This window comes from Streptomyces sp. NPDC054786 (assembly GCF_053611685.1).
In genome coordinates, this window is the sequence record NZ_JBSHAW010000012.1 from 1 (window position 1) to 16,597 (window position 16,597).

At 70.1% G+C, this 16,597-nt stretch carries 14 protein-coding genes; 3 read left to right on the forward strand and 11 right to left on the reverse strand.

The genetic code is table 11. From position 1 onward, the window contains the following. Positions 1 to 12: 12 nt before the first annotated feature. Positions 13 to 894 (reverse strand): oxygenase MpaB family protein, encoded by an 882-nt coding sequence (locus tag ACWGI6_RS12325; protein WP_453267427.1) that lies wholly within the window; start codon positions 892 to 894, stop codon positions 13 to 15. 398 nt (positions 895 to 1,292) lie between these two features. On the opposite strand from ACWGI6_RS12325, the gene sph reads away from it, so the two are divergent. Then, entirely contained in the window at positions 1,293 to 2,267 is a 975-nt protein-coding gene (gene sph, locus ACWGI6_RS12330) for a sphingomyelin phosphodiesterase (RefSeq protein ID WP_453267428.1), read from the forward strand. A 34-nt stretch (positions 2,268 to 2,301) separates the two neighbouring features. Here sph and ACWGI6_RS12335 read toward each other — a convergent pair whose 3' ends face one another. The 3 genes from ACWGI6_RS12335 to ACWGI6_RS12345 form a co-directional block, all read right to left on the reverse strand. Next, on the reverse strand, positions 2,302 to 2,805 hold the full coding sequence (locus tag ACWGI6_RS12335; protein WP_453267429.1) for a macro domain-containing protein: 504 nt from the start codon (positions 2,803 to 2,805) through the stop codon (positions 2,302 to 2,304). Positions 2,806 to 2,957: 152 nt separating this feature from the next. Continuing rightward, on the reverse strand, positions 2,958 to 4,418 hold the full coding sequence (locus ACWGI6_RS12340; RefSeq protein WP_453267430.1) for an amino acid permease: 1,461 nt from the start codon (positions 4,416 to 4,418) through the stop codon (positions 2,958 to 2,960). 114 nt (positions 4,419 to 4,532) lie between these two features. Further along, positions 4,533 to 6,362 (reverse strand): AMP-dependent synthetase/ligase, encoded by a 1,830-nt coding sequence (locus ACWGI6_RS12345; protein WP_453267431.1) that lies wholly within the window; start codon positions 6,360 to 6,362, stop codon positions 4,533 to 4,535. A gap of 131 nt (positions 6,363 to 6,493) precedes the next feature. On the opposite strand from ACWGI6_RS12345, the gene ACWGI6_RS12350 reads away from it, so the two are divergent. Beyond that, positions 6,494 to 7,252, forward strand: coding sequence for a MerR family transcriptional regulator (locus ACWGI6_RS12350; RefSeq protein WP_453267432.1), 759 nt, complete (start codon positions 6,494 to 6,496; stop codon positions 7,250 to 7,252). 36 nt (positions 7,253 to 7,288) lie between these two features. On the opposite strand, the gene ACWGI6_RS12355 is transcribed toward ACWGI6_RS12350, so the two are convergent. The 6 genes from ACWGI6_RS12355 to ACWGI6_RS12380 form a co-directional block, all read right to left on the reverse strand. Then, positions 7,289 to 9,493 (reverse strand): 3-hydroxyacyl-CoA dehydrogenase NAD-binding domain-containing protein, encoded by a 2,205-nt coding sequence (locus ACWGI6_RS12355; RefSeq protein WP_453267433.1) that lies wholly within the window; start codon positions 9,491 to 9,493, stop codon positions 7,289 to 7,291. 32 nt (positions 9,494 to 9,525) lie between these two features. Further along, positions 9,526 to 10,740 carry an acetyl-CoA C-acetyltransferase gene (locus ACWGI6_RS12360; protein ID WP_453267434.1) on the reverse strand — a complete coding sequence of 405 codons (1,215 nt, stop codon included), beginning with the start codon at positions 10,738 to 10,740 and terminating at the stop codon, positions 9,526 to 9,528. 66 nt (positions 10,741 to 10,806) lie between these two features. Continuing rightward, the gene (locus tag ACWGI6_RS12365; protein WP_453267548.1) at positions 10,807 to 11,949 is read right to left on the reverse strand and encodes an acyl-CoA dehydrogenase family protein; all 1,143 of its coding nucleotides are present in this window, start codon (positions 11,947 to 11,949) and stop codon (positions 10,807 to 10,809) included. A gap of 27 nt (positions 11,950 to 11,976) precedes the next feature. Further along, complete coding sequence (locus tag ACWGI6_RS12370) at positions 11,977 to 12,159, reverse strand: hypothetical protein (RefSeq protein ID WP_453267435.1); 183 nt, start codon at positions 12,157 to 12,159, stop codon at positions 11,977 to 11,979. Further along, complete coding sequence (locus tag ACWGI6_RS12375; protein ID WP_453267436.1) at positions 12,159 to 13,343, reverse strand: CaiB/BaiF CoA transferase family protein; 1,185 nt, start codon at positions 13,341 to 13,343, stop codon at positions 12,159 to 12,161. The genes ACWGI6_RS12370 and ACWGI6_RS12375 overlap by 1 nt, the downstream gene beginning before the upstream one ends. Positions 13,344 to 13,521: 178 nt before the next feature. After that, positions 13,522 to 13,902 (reverse strand): MmcQ/YjbR family DNA-binding protein, encoded by a 381-nt coding sequence (locus ACWGI6_RS12380; RefSeq protein WP_453267549.1) that lies wholly within the window; start codon positions 13,900 to 13,902, stop codon positions 13,522 to 13,524. Positions 13,903 to 14,063: 161 nt separating this feature from the next. Here ACWGI6_RS12380 and ACWGI6_RS12385 point away from each other — a divergent pair, with 161 nt between their 5' ends. Further along, positions 14,064 to 14,804: an MgtC/SapB family protein gene (locus ACWGI6_RS12385; RefSeq protein ID WP_453267437.1), complete on the forward strand. Its 741-nt coding sequence runs from the start codon at positions 14,064 to 14,066 to the stop codon at positions 14,802 to 14,804. Positions 14,805 to 14,925: 121 nt separating this feature from the next. On the opposite strand, the gene ACWGI6_RS12390 is transcribed toward ACWGI6_RS12385, so the two are convergent. Further along, complete coding sequence (locus ACWGI6_RS12390) at positions 14,926 to 16,449, reverse strand: sialate:H+ symport family MFS transporter (RefSeq protein ID WP_453267438.1); 1,524 nt, start codon at positions 16,447 to 16,449, stop codon at positions 14,926 to 14,928. Positions 16,450 to 16,597: the final 148 nt, after the last annotated feature.

Here is a 16,597-nt window from a genome sequence, read left to right on the forward strand (position 1 = left end):
GAGCCGGGGTGATCACCCCGGCTCCGGCCGCCTTCGTTCCGCCTGCCCGCGCGCCGCCCGGCGCGCCCGGCGCGCGATCGGGAAGAAGCGCAGTCGCTCCGGCAGCACCGGGACCACGGCGCGGACGATCCGCCCGAAGCGGCGCAGCCGGCGCTCCTCTGCGTCCGTCCATTCCAGGCCGATGGCGCGCCGGGCCTCCGGCGGCATCAGCCCGATCGTGATGAAGCGCCGGAAGCGGGCGAACCGCGGGCACAGCCACGGCCAGGTCAGCCGGAGGAGCAGCCGCACCCACCGCGGGCCGCGGTCCGGGACCGGCAGCGCCGGGTCCGTCGCCACCAACTCCTGTACCACGACGGTCTCTTCGAGTTCGTTGTCGAGGACCTTCTGGTAGTATGGCCAGAACTCCTCGACGGTCTGCGGCATATCGCGGTCGTGGATGCCCAGGATCCGGCCGACCTGGAGCCACTCCGCATACAGCTGCCGCTCCTGCGCCTCGGTGAAGGGGCGGCCGAGATAGTGCTGCGCGTGCCGGAAGACCGGGTAGCCGGTGGCATGCACCCAGGCGTAGTAGGCGGGGGTGAGCGCGTGGTACTTGCGGCCGTGTGCGTCGGTGCCCTGGATGGTCTTGTGCAGCTGCCGCAGCCGGCGCCCCTCCGCGGCAGCGCCCTCGCCTCCGTACACCCACAGCTGCAGCGAGGTCAGCGACCGCTCCCCGCGACCCCACGGGTCCGTACGGAACACGGAGTGCTCGTCCACACCGGCGCCCACGGCCGGGTGTGCGACCTGCATGGTCAGCGCGGGCGGCAGCGTCAGCAGCATGCGGATGTCCCCGACCATCGACCAGAGCACACCTCCGACCGGCGGGGGGTTTGGGTCATTTTTTACCGTATTCATGTCATTAATCATGATACGGCGCCTCCGGCGGTCGACGGATGCGGGGGTGGTCCGGACCGGTATCCGCTCCCGTCCGCGAAGCACGGCGCCGCGGTGATCCGCCCGGCTCTGGGCAGGTCCCGGCGTCCGACCAGCGCTCCCCCGGCACCCGCACACCCCGGCCCGCCCCGAAACCCTCGGCGGCAGGGTCGATCATGACCGCGAACGCGGGCAATGCGTCCGCCGGCCGGATCGTTCGGGCGCTCCGGCCAGGGCGGCGCCCGCGAAGACCGGCGCGGCGTCGCCGGCAAGAACTTCGGCCTGTCCATCTCGCACCCCCCAGGAGGTTACCTGGAAGTAACCACAGCTGATTGGATGAGCGTCACCGGATCAAGTCCCCACCCCCATAGGGAGATTCAGTGTCGCACTCAGCGTTGCGCACGTCCCGGATCGCCGCAATCGCCACGGCCCTCGCCGCTGTCACCGCGGCCGCTGCCGCCCCGTCCGCGTCGGCCGCCACCACCCCCCGTCTGAAGGTGCTCAGCTACAACACCTTCCTCATGAGCAAGAACCTCTACCCCAACTGGGGCCAGGACCACCGCGCCCAGGCGATCACGGCCGCCGGCTTCTTCCAGGGCAATGACGTCGTGGTGCTCCAGGAAGCATTCGACAATTCCTCCTCCGAGGCGCTGAAAGCCGCGGCCGCGGCGCAGTATCCGCACCAGACCCCGGTGGTGGGCCGGAGCAGGAGCGGCTGGGACGCCACCGGCGGCGCCTACTCCGCCGTCACCCCGGAGGACGGCGGGGTAACGCTGCTGAGCAAGTGGCCGGTCCTGCGCAAGGAGCAGTACGTCTACAAGGACGCCTGCGGTTCGGACTACTTCTCCAACAAGGGCTTCGTCTATGCGGTGTTGGACGTCAACGGCACCAAGGTGCATGTGGTCGGCACCCACACCCAGTCCACCGACTCGGGCTGCAAGCCGGGGGAGGCGGCCGCGGACCGCGCCAAGCAGCTCAAGGAGGTGGACGCCTTCCTGGACGCCAAGAACATCCCGGCGGACGAAGAAGTGATGGTCGCCGGCGATCTGAACATCGACTCACACGGAGCCGAGTACGACGCACTGCTCCGCAATGCCGACCTGGCGCCCGCCGACAGCCGCACGGGCCACCCCTACTCCTTCGACACCCGGGAAAACTCCATCGCGAAGGACCGCTACCCGAACGACGCCCGCGAGGATCTGGACTACGTCCTGCACCGCAACGGCCACGCCCGGCCCGCCGGATGGCAGAACACCGTGGTCAAGGAGGAGTCGGCACCCTGGACGGTCTCCAGCTGGGGCAAGGACTACACCTACACCAATCTCTCCGATCACTATCCGCTGATCGGCGGCTGAGCCACTGCCGTACTGCGGTCGGCGGGTGGGGAGTTCAGTGGTCGTAGACCGTCACCGGTATGCCGCGCCGGCTGAGCCGCTCGGATATCAGCGGCTCCACCCGGGACCACGTCCCTCCCGCCAGGCCGCAGCCGATCCGCGGCATATGGACGGACGCCCCCAGCTCCCGGGCCCGGTCCGCGACCCGGCCGAGGCCGGCGTCGATGGCTTCGTACCTCACCGGGACGCCCTTGCTGCCCGTGCGGATCCCCCGCTGGCCGATGACATTGGCCACCCAGAGGCGGTCGGCGACCTGGACGAACTGTGCCGCGCCCAGCCCGAAGTCGTTCCGCGCACGCTCGCGGTGCCACCGGCGGTAGGCGGCCTCCGGCTCCGGCCAGCGGCGGGAGAGCGCCAGCACAAAGCCCTTGCCCCAGCCGCCCAGGTCGTTGCAGATATGCGTGATCACCTTGACGCCCTTGCCCTGCGGCGCGGTGGCGTCCCCCTTGACGTATGAGATCCGTGATGCGATGCATGAGATCCCCGTGTTCTCAGTCATGGATCCACGGTAAGTGCGGGCACTGACAATCGGCCGGGCGGCGAGACCGGACCGTCGCCGCCCGCCGCTGCCACTGACGCGAAAGGGCGGCCACGGAAGCCTCCCGGCCTCCGCAACCGCCCTTGATTCCGCAGGCGTTCGCCCCCGTGGGACTACTTCGACAGCTCGCGTTCCTGGGCGATCCGGCTGACCCGGCCGCGGACCGCAAACCAGCCGGCGACCAGCGCCACGGCGAGGACCGGGATCAGCATCACGGTCTGCCGGCCGACACCGTCGTCGAACCACATCAGCACGATGACACCGAGCAGGAAGGCGATGGTGGCGATATCGGTGACCGGGGTGCCGGGAAGCCGGAAGCGCGGGCGCTCGACCAGGCCCTCCTTCGACCGCCGCACGAACACCATGTGGCAGACCATGATCGTGCACCAGGTGCTGATGATGCCCAGCGCCGCGATGTTCAGCACGATCTCGAACGCCTCGCCCGGCATGACGTAGTTGAGCCCGACACCCAGCACACACACCGCGGAGGTGAGCATGATGCCGCCGTACGGCACCTGGTTGCGGTTCATCAGGCCGGCGAACCTGGGCGCGGAGCCCGCCATCGACATGGAGCGCAGAATGCGGCCGGTCGAGTAGAGCCCGGAGTTCAGGCTGGACATCGCCGCGGTCAGCACCACGAGGTTCATCACATCGCCCGCCGCCGGCACACCGACGTTGGACAGCACCGTGACGAAGGGGCTCTCGCCGCCGGTGTACTTGTTCCACGGCAGCAGCATGGCCAGCAGGATCACCGAGCCGACGTAGAAGACGCCCACCCGCCACATGATGGAGTTGACGGCCTTCGGCACGACCTTCTCCGGCTCGCCGGTCTCACCGGCGGTCACACCGACCAGCTCCACCGCGGAGTAGGCGAAGACCACACCCTGGAGCACGATCACCACCGGCAGCAGGCCGGTCGGGAAGAGGCCGCCGTGGCTGGTGAGCAGGTCCGTCCCTGGCGTGTGCCCGGCGACCGGGTGCTGGGTGGCCAGCAGGAAGATGCCGATGAACATGAAGACGACCAGCGCCGCGACCTTGATGATCGCGAACCAGAACTCCAGCTCACCGAAGATCTTCACCGAGATCAGGTTCACCGTCAGCACGACCGCCAGCGCGATCATCGCCATGACCCACTGCGGAATATCCGTGAACAGGCTCCAGTAGTGGGTGTAGAGCGCGATCGCGGTGATGTCGGCGATACCGGTCGTCGACCAGTTGACGACATACATCCAGCCGGCGACGTAGGCGCCCTTCTCGCCCAGGAACTCTCGGGCGTAGGAGACGAACGAACCCGACGACGGGCGGTGCAGCACCAGCTCGCCCAGGGCCCGTACGACGAAGAAAGCGAAGAGGCCGCAGACGGCATAGGCAATGGCCAGGGCGGGTCCGGCGGAGTGCAGACGGCCACCGGCGCCCAGGAACAGGCCGGTGCCGATGGCTCCGCCGATGGCGATCATGTTGATGTGCCGGCCCTTGAGGCCCTTGCTGTAGCCCGCGTCGCCGGCATCCTGCTGCGCGCCGCTCCCCCCGTCAGGTGACCTGTGGGCTGTCTCGGTGACGGTTTCTGTGCTCACTGGTGGTGCATCTCGCTTTCGGGGAGGCGCTTGAGCGACTGCCGATCCCGCGGATCGCGCGGACGGCCGACGGCACACCTTCCCTGAAGACCGCTCCCCCGTCTGTGGGCAAGATCACAGCGTGTACAGGGCATCCAAGATTTGTCCGTATTTGTCACGAATTACCCGACGACGCAGTTTCAAGGAAGGCGTCAGTTCACCCGATTCCGGACCCCACTCCTCGCCCAGCAACCAGAATTTCTTGACCTGTTCGGTCCGATTGAGGTGGGTGTTGGCCGCCGCGACAGCCCGCTCGGCCTCCGCGCGCACCTCCGGATGCCCGGCAAGCTCCCGCAGGGTCCCCTCGATGCCGTGCCGCGCCGCCCAGGCGGGAGCCAGCTCCGCGTCCAGGACCAGCAACGCGACCAGATACGCGTGGCCGTCGCCGTGCACCAGCGCCTGACCGATGAGCGGGTGCTCCTTGAGGGCGTTCTCGACGAGTGCGGGCGAGATGTTCCTGCCCGTCGACGTCACGATCATTTCCTTCTTGCGATCGGTCAGCCAGAGGAAGCCGTCCTCGTCGACCCGGCCGAGATCGCCCGTCGCAAACCAGCCGTCGGCGTCGGACGCCGGCTCCACGGACCCGTCGGCCCGCAGATACCCTTCACACACCGTCCGCCCCCGGACCTCGATCTCCCCGTCCGCCGCCGTCCGCACCTCCACACCGTCGATCGGGCGGCCGACCGAGCCCAGCCGGAAGGCACCCGGCCCGTTCGTCGTGGACACCCCCGTCGTCTCGGTCAGCCCCCAGGCATCCATGATCACGATGCCCAGACCGGCCCAGAACCGCACCACCTCCGGCGGCATCGGCGCCGCGGCACTGGCCGCCCACACCAGCCGGTCGAAGCCGGCCGCCGCCAGCAACGGGTCGAGCACCTCGGCTCTGGCCTCGGCGTAGGCGGCCGCCAGCGCGTCGGACGGGCGCTCGCCGCGCTCCTGGCACGCGAGGAACGCGCGGGCACTCTCGCCCGCCGCGTCGACGGCCGCCCGCCGCTCCTCGGGGAGCTGCGCGCACACCGCCCGCACCGATGCCGCCAGCTTCTCCCAGACCCGCGGTACACCGAAGAACTGCGCCGGATGCAGCTCGCGCGCGGTCTGCGCGACCACGGCCGGATCCGCGCAGAGGTAGACGTGCGAGGCACGGAAGACCGGGAGGTAGAGCCCGAGCATCCGCTCGGCGATATGCGCAAGGGGGAGGTAGCAGAGGTGCTCGGCGTGATCGGGCAGCTCCACCACGGCTTCCAGCGCCAGCGCATTGAGCAGCACATTGCGATGGCTGACCACGACGCCCTTGGGGTCGCCGGTGGTGCCGGACGTGTAGACGACGGTCAGCGCGTCGGCCGCGTCCGCCTGCCGCCAGGTTTCTTCGAAGGCCGCGGGGGCGTACCGCTCGGCGCCCCGCCCGGCCAGCGCCGCATAGGTCTCGTGTCGGCCGTCCGCCCCGGCGCCCTCCCCTTCGACGATCACCAGCGTGTCCAGGCGGGCGGCGGTGTCGTCGAGCAGCGGCTCCCAGCGCACGAGCTCGCGCACACCCTCCAGGACGGCCAGGCGGGCCCTGCTGTGCCGGGCGATATGGGCGATCTGTTCGGGCGCCGCCGTGCCGTACACGGTCACCGGAACCGCTCCGAGGTGCACCAGCGCGAGGTCGCTGAGCCAGTGCTCGGGGCGGTTGCCCATCATCAGGAGGACGATCTCGCCACGCCGTACGCCGAGCGATTGATACCCGGCGGCCAGCTCGGCGACCCTGCGCCGCACCTCGGCCCAGCTGAGCGTGTGCCAGCCGCCGGCGCCGGTGTCGCGCCAGGAGAGCGCCGGCAGTTCTCCGTGGTCCTGGGCGTTGCGCAACAACAGGGCAGGGAGGATGAGTTCGTCCGGCGCACCGGGCATACGCAGGGTCGTGGTCACGGCGGCCTCCCGATGATGTACGCGTGACTGCGGACCGTACCCGGAGCCCGGCCGCGGCGCTGGGCGGTGAAGAAGGGGCAGAACGGTTCAGAAGGTTTCACAGGAGTGGTGAGACAGCAATACTGTTGAACATGATGGAGCCCGCCACCGACCTGACGGTCGACGAACTGGCCGCCCGCGCCGGCGTCACCGTCCGCACGATCCGCTTCTACAGCACGCGTGGCCTGCTGCCGCCGCCGGAGATCGGTCCGCGCCGGGTCGGCCGCTACGGACCCGACCACCTCTCGCGGCTCGCACTCATCGAGGAGCTCCAGCACCAGGGCCTGACGCTCTCCGCGATCGAACGCTATCTGGAGCAGCTGCCCCCGGATCTGAGCGCCCAGGACCTGGCCATCCACCGGGCGCTGGTGGCGAGTTGGATTCCGGACAAGGCGGAGGACGCCACCCGGGACCAGCTGGAGCGGCGGGTCGGCCGGGGGCTGACCGAGGAGGATCTGGACCGGCTGGCGGCCATGAGTGTGCTCGTACGGACCGATGACCCGCAGGTCTTCCAGGTCGATCCTGGGCTGCTGCACCTGGGCGCCCGGCTGCTGGACGTCCCGATCGCGCTGGAGACCATCATCGCGGCGCGCACCGTCGTCATCGAGCACACCCGCTCGGCGGCCCGCGAGCTCAGCCGGCTCTTCAAGGACGAGGTATGGGAGCCGTACCGGGACGGCGGGCCGGACGAGGAGGAGCTGGCGCGGATGAAGTCGCTCTCGGCCCATATGCAGCCGATGGTGGTGCAGGCACTGGTCACCGCCTTCCAGCGGTCGATGAAGCAGGAGCTGCGGGAGTCGTTCGGCAAGGAGGGCGACACGAGTCCGGGGGACCACATGTCCCAGGGGTGACGGGGGCGGGCCGGCCGGGCCCGCCCCCATGACCGGTCAGTCGCTGAACTTCTCGCCCTTCTCGGCCTTTTCGACCAGCAGCGCGGACGGCGCGAACCGGTCTCCATAGGCCTCCTGCAGCTCGCGGGCGCGGGCCACGAATCCGGGCAGGCCGACGAGTTCCTCCCGCCCCGGCCCACCCTGGTAGCCGTTGATGTACTGGATCACACCGCCGGTCCAGCCCGGGAAGCCGATGCCGAAGATGGAGCCGATGTTGGCGTCGGCGACGGAGGTGAGCACGCCCTCCTCGAAGCAGCGGACGGTGTCCAGCGCCTCGGAGAAGAGCATCCGCTCCTGCATGTCGAGGAACGGGATCGCGGCGTCCTTCTTGGTGAAGTGCTCGCGCAGGCCGGCCCACAGACCGGTGCGCTTGCCGTCGTCGCCGTACTCGTAGAAGCCGCCGCCGCCGCTGCGGCCGGGGCGGCCGAACTCGTCGACCATCCGGTCGATGACCTCGTCGGCCGGGTGCGGCTGCCAGCTGCCGCCGGTCTCCTCGACCGCTCGCCTGGTCTCCTCCCGGATCTTGCGCGGCAGGGTGAGGGTCAGCTCGTCCATCAGGGACAGCACCTTGGCCGGGTAGCCGGCCTGGGCCGCGGCCTGCTCGACGGAGACCGGGTCGAGGCCCTCGCCGATCATCGCCACACCTTCGTTGATGAAGTGGCCGATGACGCGGGAGGTGAAGAAACCACGCGAGTCGTTGACGACGATCGGGGTCTTCTTGATCTGGCGGACCAGGTCGAAGGCCCGGGCCAGCGCCTCGTTGCCGGTCCGCTCCCCCTTGATGATCTCCACCAGCGGCATCTTGTCGACCGGCGAGAAGAAGTGCAGGCCGATGAAGTCCTGGTCGCGCTCGACGCCTTCGGCCAGCAGCGTGATGGGCAGGGTGGAGGTGTTGGAGCACAGCAGCGCGTCGGGCCCGACGATGTGCTGGATCTCCTTGAACACCTTGTGCTTGAGCGCGACGTCCTCGAAGACCGCCTCGATGACGGCGTCGCAGCCCGCGAGGTCGGCCGGCTCGGCGGTGGGCGTGATGCGCGCCAGCAGCTCGTCGCGCTTCTGCTCGGTCGTACGGCCCCGGGAGAGCGCCTTGTCGAGCAGCCCCTCCGCGTACGCCTTGCCCTTCTGCGCCGCCTCCACGGTGATGTCCTTCAGGACGACCTGCATCCCGGCCCTGGCACAGGAGTAGGCGATGCCCGCGCCCATCATGCCGGCGCCGAGGACCGCGACCTTCTCGACCTTGCGGGGCGTGATGTCCTTGGGACGATTGGCGCCGGAGTTGACGGCCTGCAGGTCGAAGAAGAACGCCTGGATCATGTTCTTGGAGACCTGGCCGGTCACCAGCTCGACGAAGTAGCGCGCCTCGATGGTCTGCGCGGTCTCGAAGTCGACCTGGGAGCCCTCCACCGCCGCGGCGAGGATGTTGCGCGGGGCGGGGTACGGGGCGCCGTTGAGCTGCTTCTTGAGGTTGGCGGGGAACGCCGGGAGGTTGGCCGCGAACTTCGGCTGGGCGGGGGTGCCGCCGGGGATGCGGTAGCCCTTGACGTCCCAGGGCTGCTGGGACTCGGGGTGCTCCTCGATGAAGGCACGGGCCTTGGCGAGCAGTTCCTCGGGGGTGGCGGCGACGTCGTGGATCAGCCCGGCGTCCTTGGCGCGGGTGGCGTTGTACTGGGTGCCCTGGAGCAGCACCTTCAGCAGTGCGTCGGCGATGCCGAGCAGCCGGACCGTACGGGTGACGCCGCCGGCGGCGGGCAGCAGGCCGAGGGTGACCTCGGGCAGGCCGATCTTGGTGCCGGGGGTGTCGAGGGCGACGCGGTGGTGGCAGGCGAGCGCGATCTCGTAACCGCCGCCCAGCGCCGCGCCGTTGATCGCGGCCACCACGGGCTTGCCGAGGGTCTCGATGCGGCGCAGGTCGCGCTTGATGCCGTTGCCCGACTCGAAAGCCTGCTGGGCCTTGTCGGGAGTGACGGCGATCAGGTCGCGCAGGTCGCCGCCGGCGAAGAAGGTCTTCTTGGCGGAGGTGAAGATGATGCCGCGGATGCTGTCCTTCTCGGCCTCCAGGCGGTCGGCGACCGCGGTGAGGGAGGTTTTGAAGGCGTTGTTCATGGTGTTGGCGGACTGGTCCGGGTCGTCCAGGACCAGGGTGACGATGCCGGTCTCGTCCTGTTCCCAGCGAATGGTCGACAAAGCAGCGGATTCACTCATGGTGCGTACTCCGTGGTGGGTGGGACGAGGGGTCAGAGGCGCTCGATGACGGTGGCGATGCCCATACCGCCGCCGACGCAGAGGGTGGCCAGGCCGTAGCGCTTGTCCTGCCGCTCCAGCTCGTCGATCAGGGTGCCGAGGATCATCGCGCCGGTGGCGCCGAGGGGGTGCCCCAGGGCGATGGCGCCGCCGTTGACATTGACCTTGTCCAGGCTCAGGCCCATGTCCTTGACGAAGCGCAGCACGACGGCGGCGAAGGCCTCGTTGATCTCGACCAGGTCGATGTCGTCGATGGTCAGCCCGGCCTTGGCGAGGGCCTTGCGGCTGGCGGGCGCGGGGCCGGTGAGCATGATCGTCGGCTCGGAGCCGGAGACCGCCGCGGAGAGGATACGGGCCCGCGGGGTGAGGCCGTAGCGTTCACCGACCTCCTTGGAGCCGATGGCGACGAGCGCCGCGCCGTCCACGATCCCGGAGGCGTTGCCGGCGTGGTGGACGTGGTCGATCTGCTCGACCCAGTGGTACTTCTGCAGGGCGACCGCGTCGAAGCCGCCCGCCTCACCGATGGTGGCGAAGGACGGCTTGAGACCGGCCAGGGAGTCGGCGGTGGTGCCGGGACGCATGTGCTCGTCGTGGTCGAGGACGACCAGGCCGTTGCGGTCCCGCACCGGGACGACGGAGCGGTCGAAGCGGCCGTCCTTCCAGGCCTCGGCGGCGCGCTCCTGGGAGAGCGCGGCGAATTCATCGACATCCCGGCGGGTGTAGCCCTCGATCGTGGCGATGAGGTCGGCGCCGATGCCCTGCGGGACGAAGCCGGTGTCGAAGTTGGTCATCGGGTCGGCGAACCAGGCGCCGCCGTCGGAGGCCATCGGGACCCGCGACATGGATTCGACGCCGCCCGCCAGGACCAGGTCCTCCCAGCCCGAACGCACCTTGGCGGCGGCCATGTTGACGGCCTCCAGGCCCGAGGCACAGAAGCGGTTCTCCTGTACACCGGCCACGGTGTCGGGCAGCCCCGCGGCGATCGCCGCGATCCGGGCGATGTCGGAGCCCTGGTCGCCGACCGGTCCGACGACACCGAGCACGATGTCGTCGACGGCGGCCGGGTCGAGCCCGGGGAAGCGCCGGCGCACTTCGTGGATCAGGCCGACGACCAGGTCGATCGGCTTGGTGCCGTGCAGTGCGCCAGTGGCCTTGCCGCGGCCGCGCGGGGTGCGGACCGCGTCGTATACGTACGCTTCGGTACTCAATTCAACAAGCCTTTCGCATGAGGGTGGAGGCAGGAGCAGCGGGTGGGGACCGGGGCCGGTCCGGGGTCAGCCGAGCAGGGAGCGACCGATGATCTCCTTCATGATCTCGGTGGTCCCTCCGTAGATCGTCTGGATACGGCCGTCGGTGAAGGCCTTGGCCACGCGGTATTCCGCCATATAGCCGTAGCCGCCATGCAGTTGCAGACAGCGGTCGGCGACGCGCTTTTGGAGTTCGGTCGCCCACCACTTGGCCATCGAGGCATGCACCGCGTCCAGTTCGCCGGCGGAGTGGTCGGCGATACAGCGGTCGAGGAACGCGCGGGTGACGGCGCATTCGGTGGCCATCTCGGCTATTTCGAAGCGGATGTGCTGGAGCTTGGCCAGCGGCCGTCCGAACGCCTCGCGCTCCTTGACGTACTCGCTGGTGATCTCCAGCAGGTATTCGGCGGCGGCGATACCGGCGACGGCGATGCCCATCCGCTCCTGCGCGAGATGGGTCATCAGATGGACGAATGCGCCGTTGAGCTCGCCGAGCAGGTTTTCCTTGGGGACGCGTACGTCGTGGAAGAACAGCTCGGCGGTGTCCTGGGACTTCTGCCCGATCTTGTCGAGGTTGCGGCCGCGCTCGAAGCCCGCCGTGTCACGCTCGACGACCAGCAGGCTCAGGCCGTGCGCCCCGCCCTCCGGTGTCGTCCTGGCCACGACGATGACCAGGTCGGCGAGGATGCCGTTGGAGATGAAGGTCTTGGAGCCGTTGAGGATCCAGTGGTCGCCCGCGTCCTCGGCGTGGGTGCGGATGCCCTGCAGGTCGGAGCCCGCACCGGGCTCGGTCATCGCGATGGCGGTGATGATCTCGCCGCTGCAGAAGCCGGGCAGCCAGCGGCGCTTCTGCTCCTCGGTGCCGAGGGTCGTCAGATAGGGGCCGATGATGTCGTTGTGCAGGCCCACGGCCAGCCCGGCCGCGCCCGCCCGGGTGAATTCCTCGGCCAGCACCGCGCTGTAGCGGAAGTCGGGCTGTCCGCCCCCGCCGTACTCCTCGGGAACCGCCATCCCCAGCAGGCCCTGCTTGCCGGCCGCCCGCCAGGCGTCCCGGCTGACGATGCCGTCCTTCTCCCACTGCTCGTAATGCGGCGTCACTTCCTTGGCGAGGAAGGTCCGTACGACCTTGCGGAAGGCCTCGTGGTCCTCGGTGAAGATCTGGCGCTTCATCTGCGCGGTCATCTCTGTGGGCCCTCCTCAGAGCCGGTTCTTGACGGTCTCGGTCAGCTCGGCGGGCTCCGGCCCCGCGGGATCGCGCCGGGCGCCCTCGGCGAGCGGGCCGCCCCACAGCTCGCCGGCCTTCCCCGGGAGGAAGGCGGCGACTTCTTCGGCTGCCTGACGCGGGCCGGCCGCGTACGGGCGCGTGGTGGCGGGTGCCATCAGCCGGCCGTGTCCTTCTGCTCGGTACGACCCGGGCCGGCGGACGGGGCGTCGGCGGTGAGCGGGGCGAGGAGGCCGGGGATCTGCCAGTCACGGGCGATCTCCGCGGAGTCCGCGCCGGGCTGCGCGGGAGGCCTGCGCACCGCGCCCGGAGTGCGCGAAAAGCGCGGCGCGGGCGCGGGCTGGGTGAGCCCGCTGTGCTCGACGAACGTGCCGCGGGCGGCGAGATGCGGGTGCTGCGGGGCCTCGCGCAGGGAGAGCACCGGCGCCACACAGGCATCGGACTCCGCGAAGACCGCCGTCCACTCCTCGCGGGTACGGGTCCGGAAGCGGGCGGCGATGGCGGTGCGCAGCTCGCCCCAGGCGGCGAGGTCGTCGCGGCTGGGAGCCTCCTCCTCGATACCCAGCAGCCGGACGAATTCTCCGTAGAACCGCTTCTCCAGCGCGCCGACCGCCATATAGCCGCCGTCGGCGGTCTCGTAGGCGCCGTAGAAGGGCGCCCCGCCGTCGAGCAGATTCGCGCCGCGCCGGTCCTGCCAGCCGCCGGCCGCCAGCATGCCGTGGATCATCGCCGTCAGATGAGCCGTGCCGTCGACGATGGCGGCGTCCACGACCTGGCCCGTTCCGCCCTCGGTGCGGGCGTGCTGGAGGGCGGCGAGGACGCCGATGACGAGGTAGAGGGAACCGCCGGCGTAGTCACCGAGGAGATTGGCGGGGACGGCGGGCGGGCCGTCGGGCGAGCCGATCATGCCCAGGGCACCCGTGATGGCGATATAGCCGATGTCGTGCCCGGCGGTGCCGGCGAGCGGGCCCTGCTGCCCCCAGCCCGTCATCCGGCCGTAGACCAGCCGGGGGTTGCGCGCCAGGCACTCCTCGGGGCCCACCCCCAGCCGCTCGGCCACCCCGGGACGGTACCCCTCGACCAGCACATCGGCGCGCTCGACCAGTGCGAGGACCTGCGCCACCCCGTCGGGACTCTTGAGGTCCACCAGCACGGAGCGTTTGTTGCGGTTGGTGATGTCGCAGGCCGGATCGATGCCCAGCCCCGGGCCGCCGGGCCGGTCGACGCGGACGACATCGGCGCCGAGGTCGGCCAGGAGCATGGCGGCGAACGGGCCGGGGCCGATGCCCGCGAGTTCGACCACCCGCACCCCGCTCAGCGGGCCGTTTCCTGACTCCGTCATCGCGCCCCATGCCTTTCCGCACTGTGACACTTCTGATGTAACACTCGTGATGTTAAGAACGTGTTCCACTTTCCACAAGCCCCCCGTGCCGAGTGGCAGCTGCAGAAAAGGCCCGCGCCGACGATGCTCAACTGCCATCGCCGTCACGGGCCTTTGCGCGCCTGCTGCCGCTGCGCCGCTATCCCCCGTCGAGCTCGGCGATGAGCTTCTTGGGGGCTATGACGCGATAGGACTCCTCCGCCCAGTCGCAGAGCAGCTCGGCCGGCGGCGCGCCTTGCTCCGCCAGGGGGACCCGCACCCATCCGGACCTGCCCAGGCCGTAGCCGGCGGGCTGGGCGCCGGGCGAGCTCAGCGCATGGGCATGCGCCTCGGGATCCTTCAGCTTCAGCGTGACCCCGAGCGGATGGCCGCCGTCGTCGACGCCGAGGAAGACAAAGACCTTCTTGTTGACCTTGATGACGCTCTCGCCCCAGGGGAACTCCTCCACGGCCCCGGGAAGCCCGAGCGCGAACGCGCGCACCCGCTCCCGCACGCCCGCCGGATCCGCCGCCTTCGCCATGCGCTCCTCCACATCCGTCCCCCGTACGACACCGCCCGCGGCGCCGCCCGGCGCCACGCTCGTCACGCGCGGGCCGCCCAACGCATTCCACGCTAACGGCGACCACTGACAACGGCCCGCGGAGCGCCGGGCGCCGGGCCGGCCGAGGGACAATTGCCGTCATGTCTGCCCCGCAACTCGCCACCGCGCTGTTCGACTTCCACAGCGGTCAGGGGCTACGCCAGTTCACCGAGCTGGCGATAGCACTGCTCCTGTCCTCACTGATCGGCCTGGAGCGCGAGGCGAGACAGAAGAGCGCCGGCCTGCGCACCCACACGCTCGTCGGGGTGGGCAGCGCGCTGTTCATGGAGGTGTCGATCCATGGCTTCGGTTCACTGCTGGGTACGGACGGCGTGTCGCTCGACCCGTCCCGGGTCGCCGCACAGGTCGTCTCGGGGATCGGCTTCATCGGCGGCGGACTGATCTTCGTCAAGAAGGACGCGGTCCGGGGCCTGACGACGGCCGCCACCATCTGGCTGACCTGCGCCATCGGCATGGCCTGCGGCGGCGGCCTGCCACTGTTGGCCGCCGGCGCGACGGCGGTGCACTTCCTCGTCGTCCGCGGCTTCTCGAAGCTGTCGGACCGGATCACCTCGCGGCCGTCCTTGGCCCGTATCGAACTGCGCGTCAACTACCGCGCGGAGCACGGACTGCTGGGGCGGATATGGCAGCTATGTACTGACAGCGGCTTCCGGATGACCGACGTCCAGGTGGAGACCGGCACGGACGAGCCAGGCGCCCCGGCCGAGGTACTGCTCCGTCTGGAGGGGACCGCTTCCGCACCCCCGCTGGTCGAGACGCTGTCCGAGCTGGCAGGGGTGCGGGCGGTGTCGCTGGGACGCCAGGACGACGGTACGGAGTGAGAAAACGGCCTCCGCGCCGGACGGGCGGCCCACCGCCCCTGTCCTTCGGAGCGGCCACCGGGGCCGCTACGCCATGGCCCGGCCCTGGGCCCGTACGGCCTGACATCCGGTGGCAGCACCGCTACGACGACTCCGGCGACACCTCCTCCGGAGCGGCGCCGGGCGCCGTCCCCGCGGGCTGCGCCCCCGCTCCCCCGGCCTCCGGCACCAGGTGGTCGTCGGGCGCCTGACGGTCCACGAGCCGGCCCAGCCGCTGCGGGACGTTGCCGCCCACCAGGATGATGACCACGAGCGTCAGCCCGAAGGTGAGCACGGCCAGCGCCCGCCCCAGGGACATGCCTTCGGCCAGACGGGCTCCGAGGACGGGTGCCACCGCCCCGCCCAGGGCCCCGACGTTGTAGACGAAGCCCAGAGAGGCCGCGCGGGTGGCGGTGGGGAAGTGACCGGCGATGTACTTCGGCAGGATGCCGGAGATGCCCTGGCTGAGCGCGAGCAGCCCGAAGACCAGCACGCCGAGCGCCGGCAGGCTGTCCTGCACCGCGAAGACCGGGAAGACGAAGGCGAGGGAGGCCAGCAGGGTGCACGCATAGGCGCGGCGGGTACCGAGCCGGTCACCGACGAAGCCCGCCAGCCAGCAGCCCGCCATGGTGCCGAAGCCGGCGTAGAACATCACGTCGGCGACCTGCCCGGGGGCGTAGCCGAGGTCGGTCTTGAGGTAGGTGGGCAGCAGGGCCTGGATCGGCCAGCTGTAGAGGAAGGCGCAGAACACCGTCGCCATCAGGGCCACGTACAGCAGCCACCCGCGACGGCCCCCGAGCTGCGCGGCGAATGCCGTCAGGCACAGCGCAGCGACGACGGACAGCTCTGGCACGGATCCCGCGCCGACGGGCGTGAAGACGCAGAACAGCGCGGCCGAGGCCGCCGCCGCCAGTGCCGTGTTGACCCAGGGCCGGATACGGCCGGTGAACAACGGCCTGAAGGGATGGGGGCGTTCCTCTTCCGTAGGGGTGGCGGCGCCGATCTGCCGCTGCCAGTCACCGGCCTCCGGCAGCGATCTGCGCACCCAGAGGGCGACCAGGACGGGCAGTACGCCGATCCAGAACATCCAGCGCCAGCCCCCGTGGGGGACCACCCATGTGTAGAGCTCGGCCGCGAGGACGGTACCGCCCGCATAACCGGAGATAAGGAATCCGGAGGCGCGGTTGCGCCATCGGACGGGCCAGCTCTCCAGCACATACGTCACACTGGCGCTGTACTCCCCCGCCATGCCCAGACCGATCACCAGCCGGGCGACGAACAGGCTGGTGTAGCCCCAGGCGAAGCCGCAGGCGAAGGTACCGAGCGAGTAGAGCAGGATGCTGGTGACCATGGCGGCCTTGCGGCCGTAACGGTCGCCCATCGCGCCCAGGACGGCGCCGCCCAGCCACCGGGTGATGAAGGCGCCGGAGATCAGCGAGGCGGCGGTGGCGGTGCTCAGATGGAACTCGTCGGCGATTTCGGTCAGCACGAGCGTGATCAGGACGAAGTCGAAGCCGTCGAGGAGATAGCCGATCCAGGCGGCGAACATCGCCTTCCACTGGCCGGGGGTGATCTCCTGCCACCAGTGCTGTCGTTGGTCAGGGGGGTCCGCGGGACGCGTCGTCACAGCTACCCGGCCTCCTCCAGCAGTCGGCGGACGGTTCGGTTCGCGGCATCGTCGAAGGGCAGCCGCTGGGCGGGTGCTCGGGGCAGTCCAGACATTGGACGTCCTACGTCATCGATGCCATCGGTGAATCTGGACCTGCCACGACGCC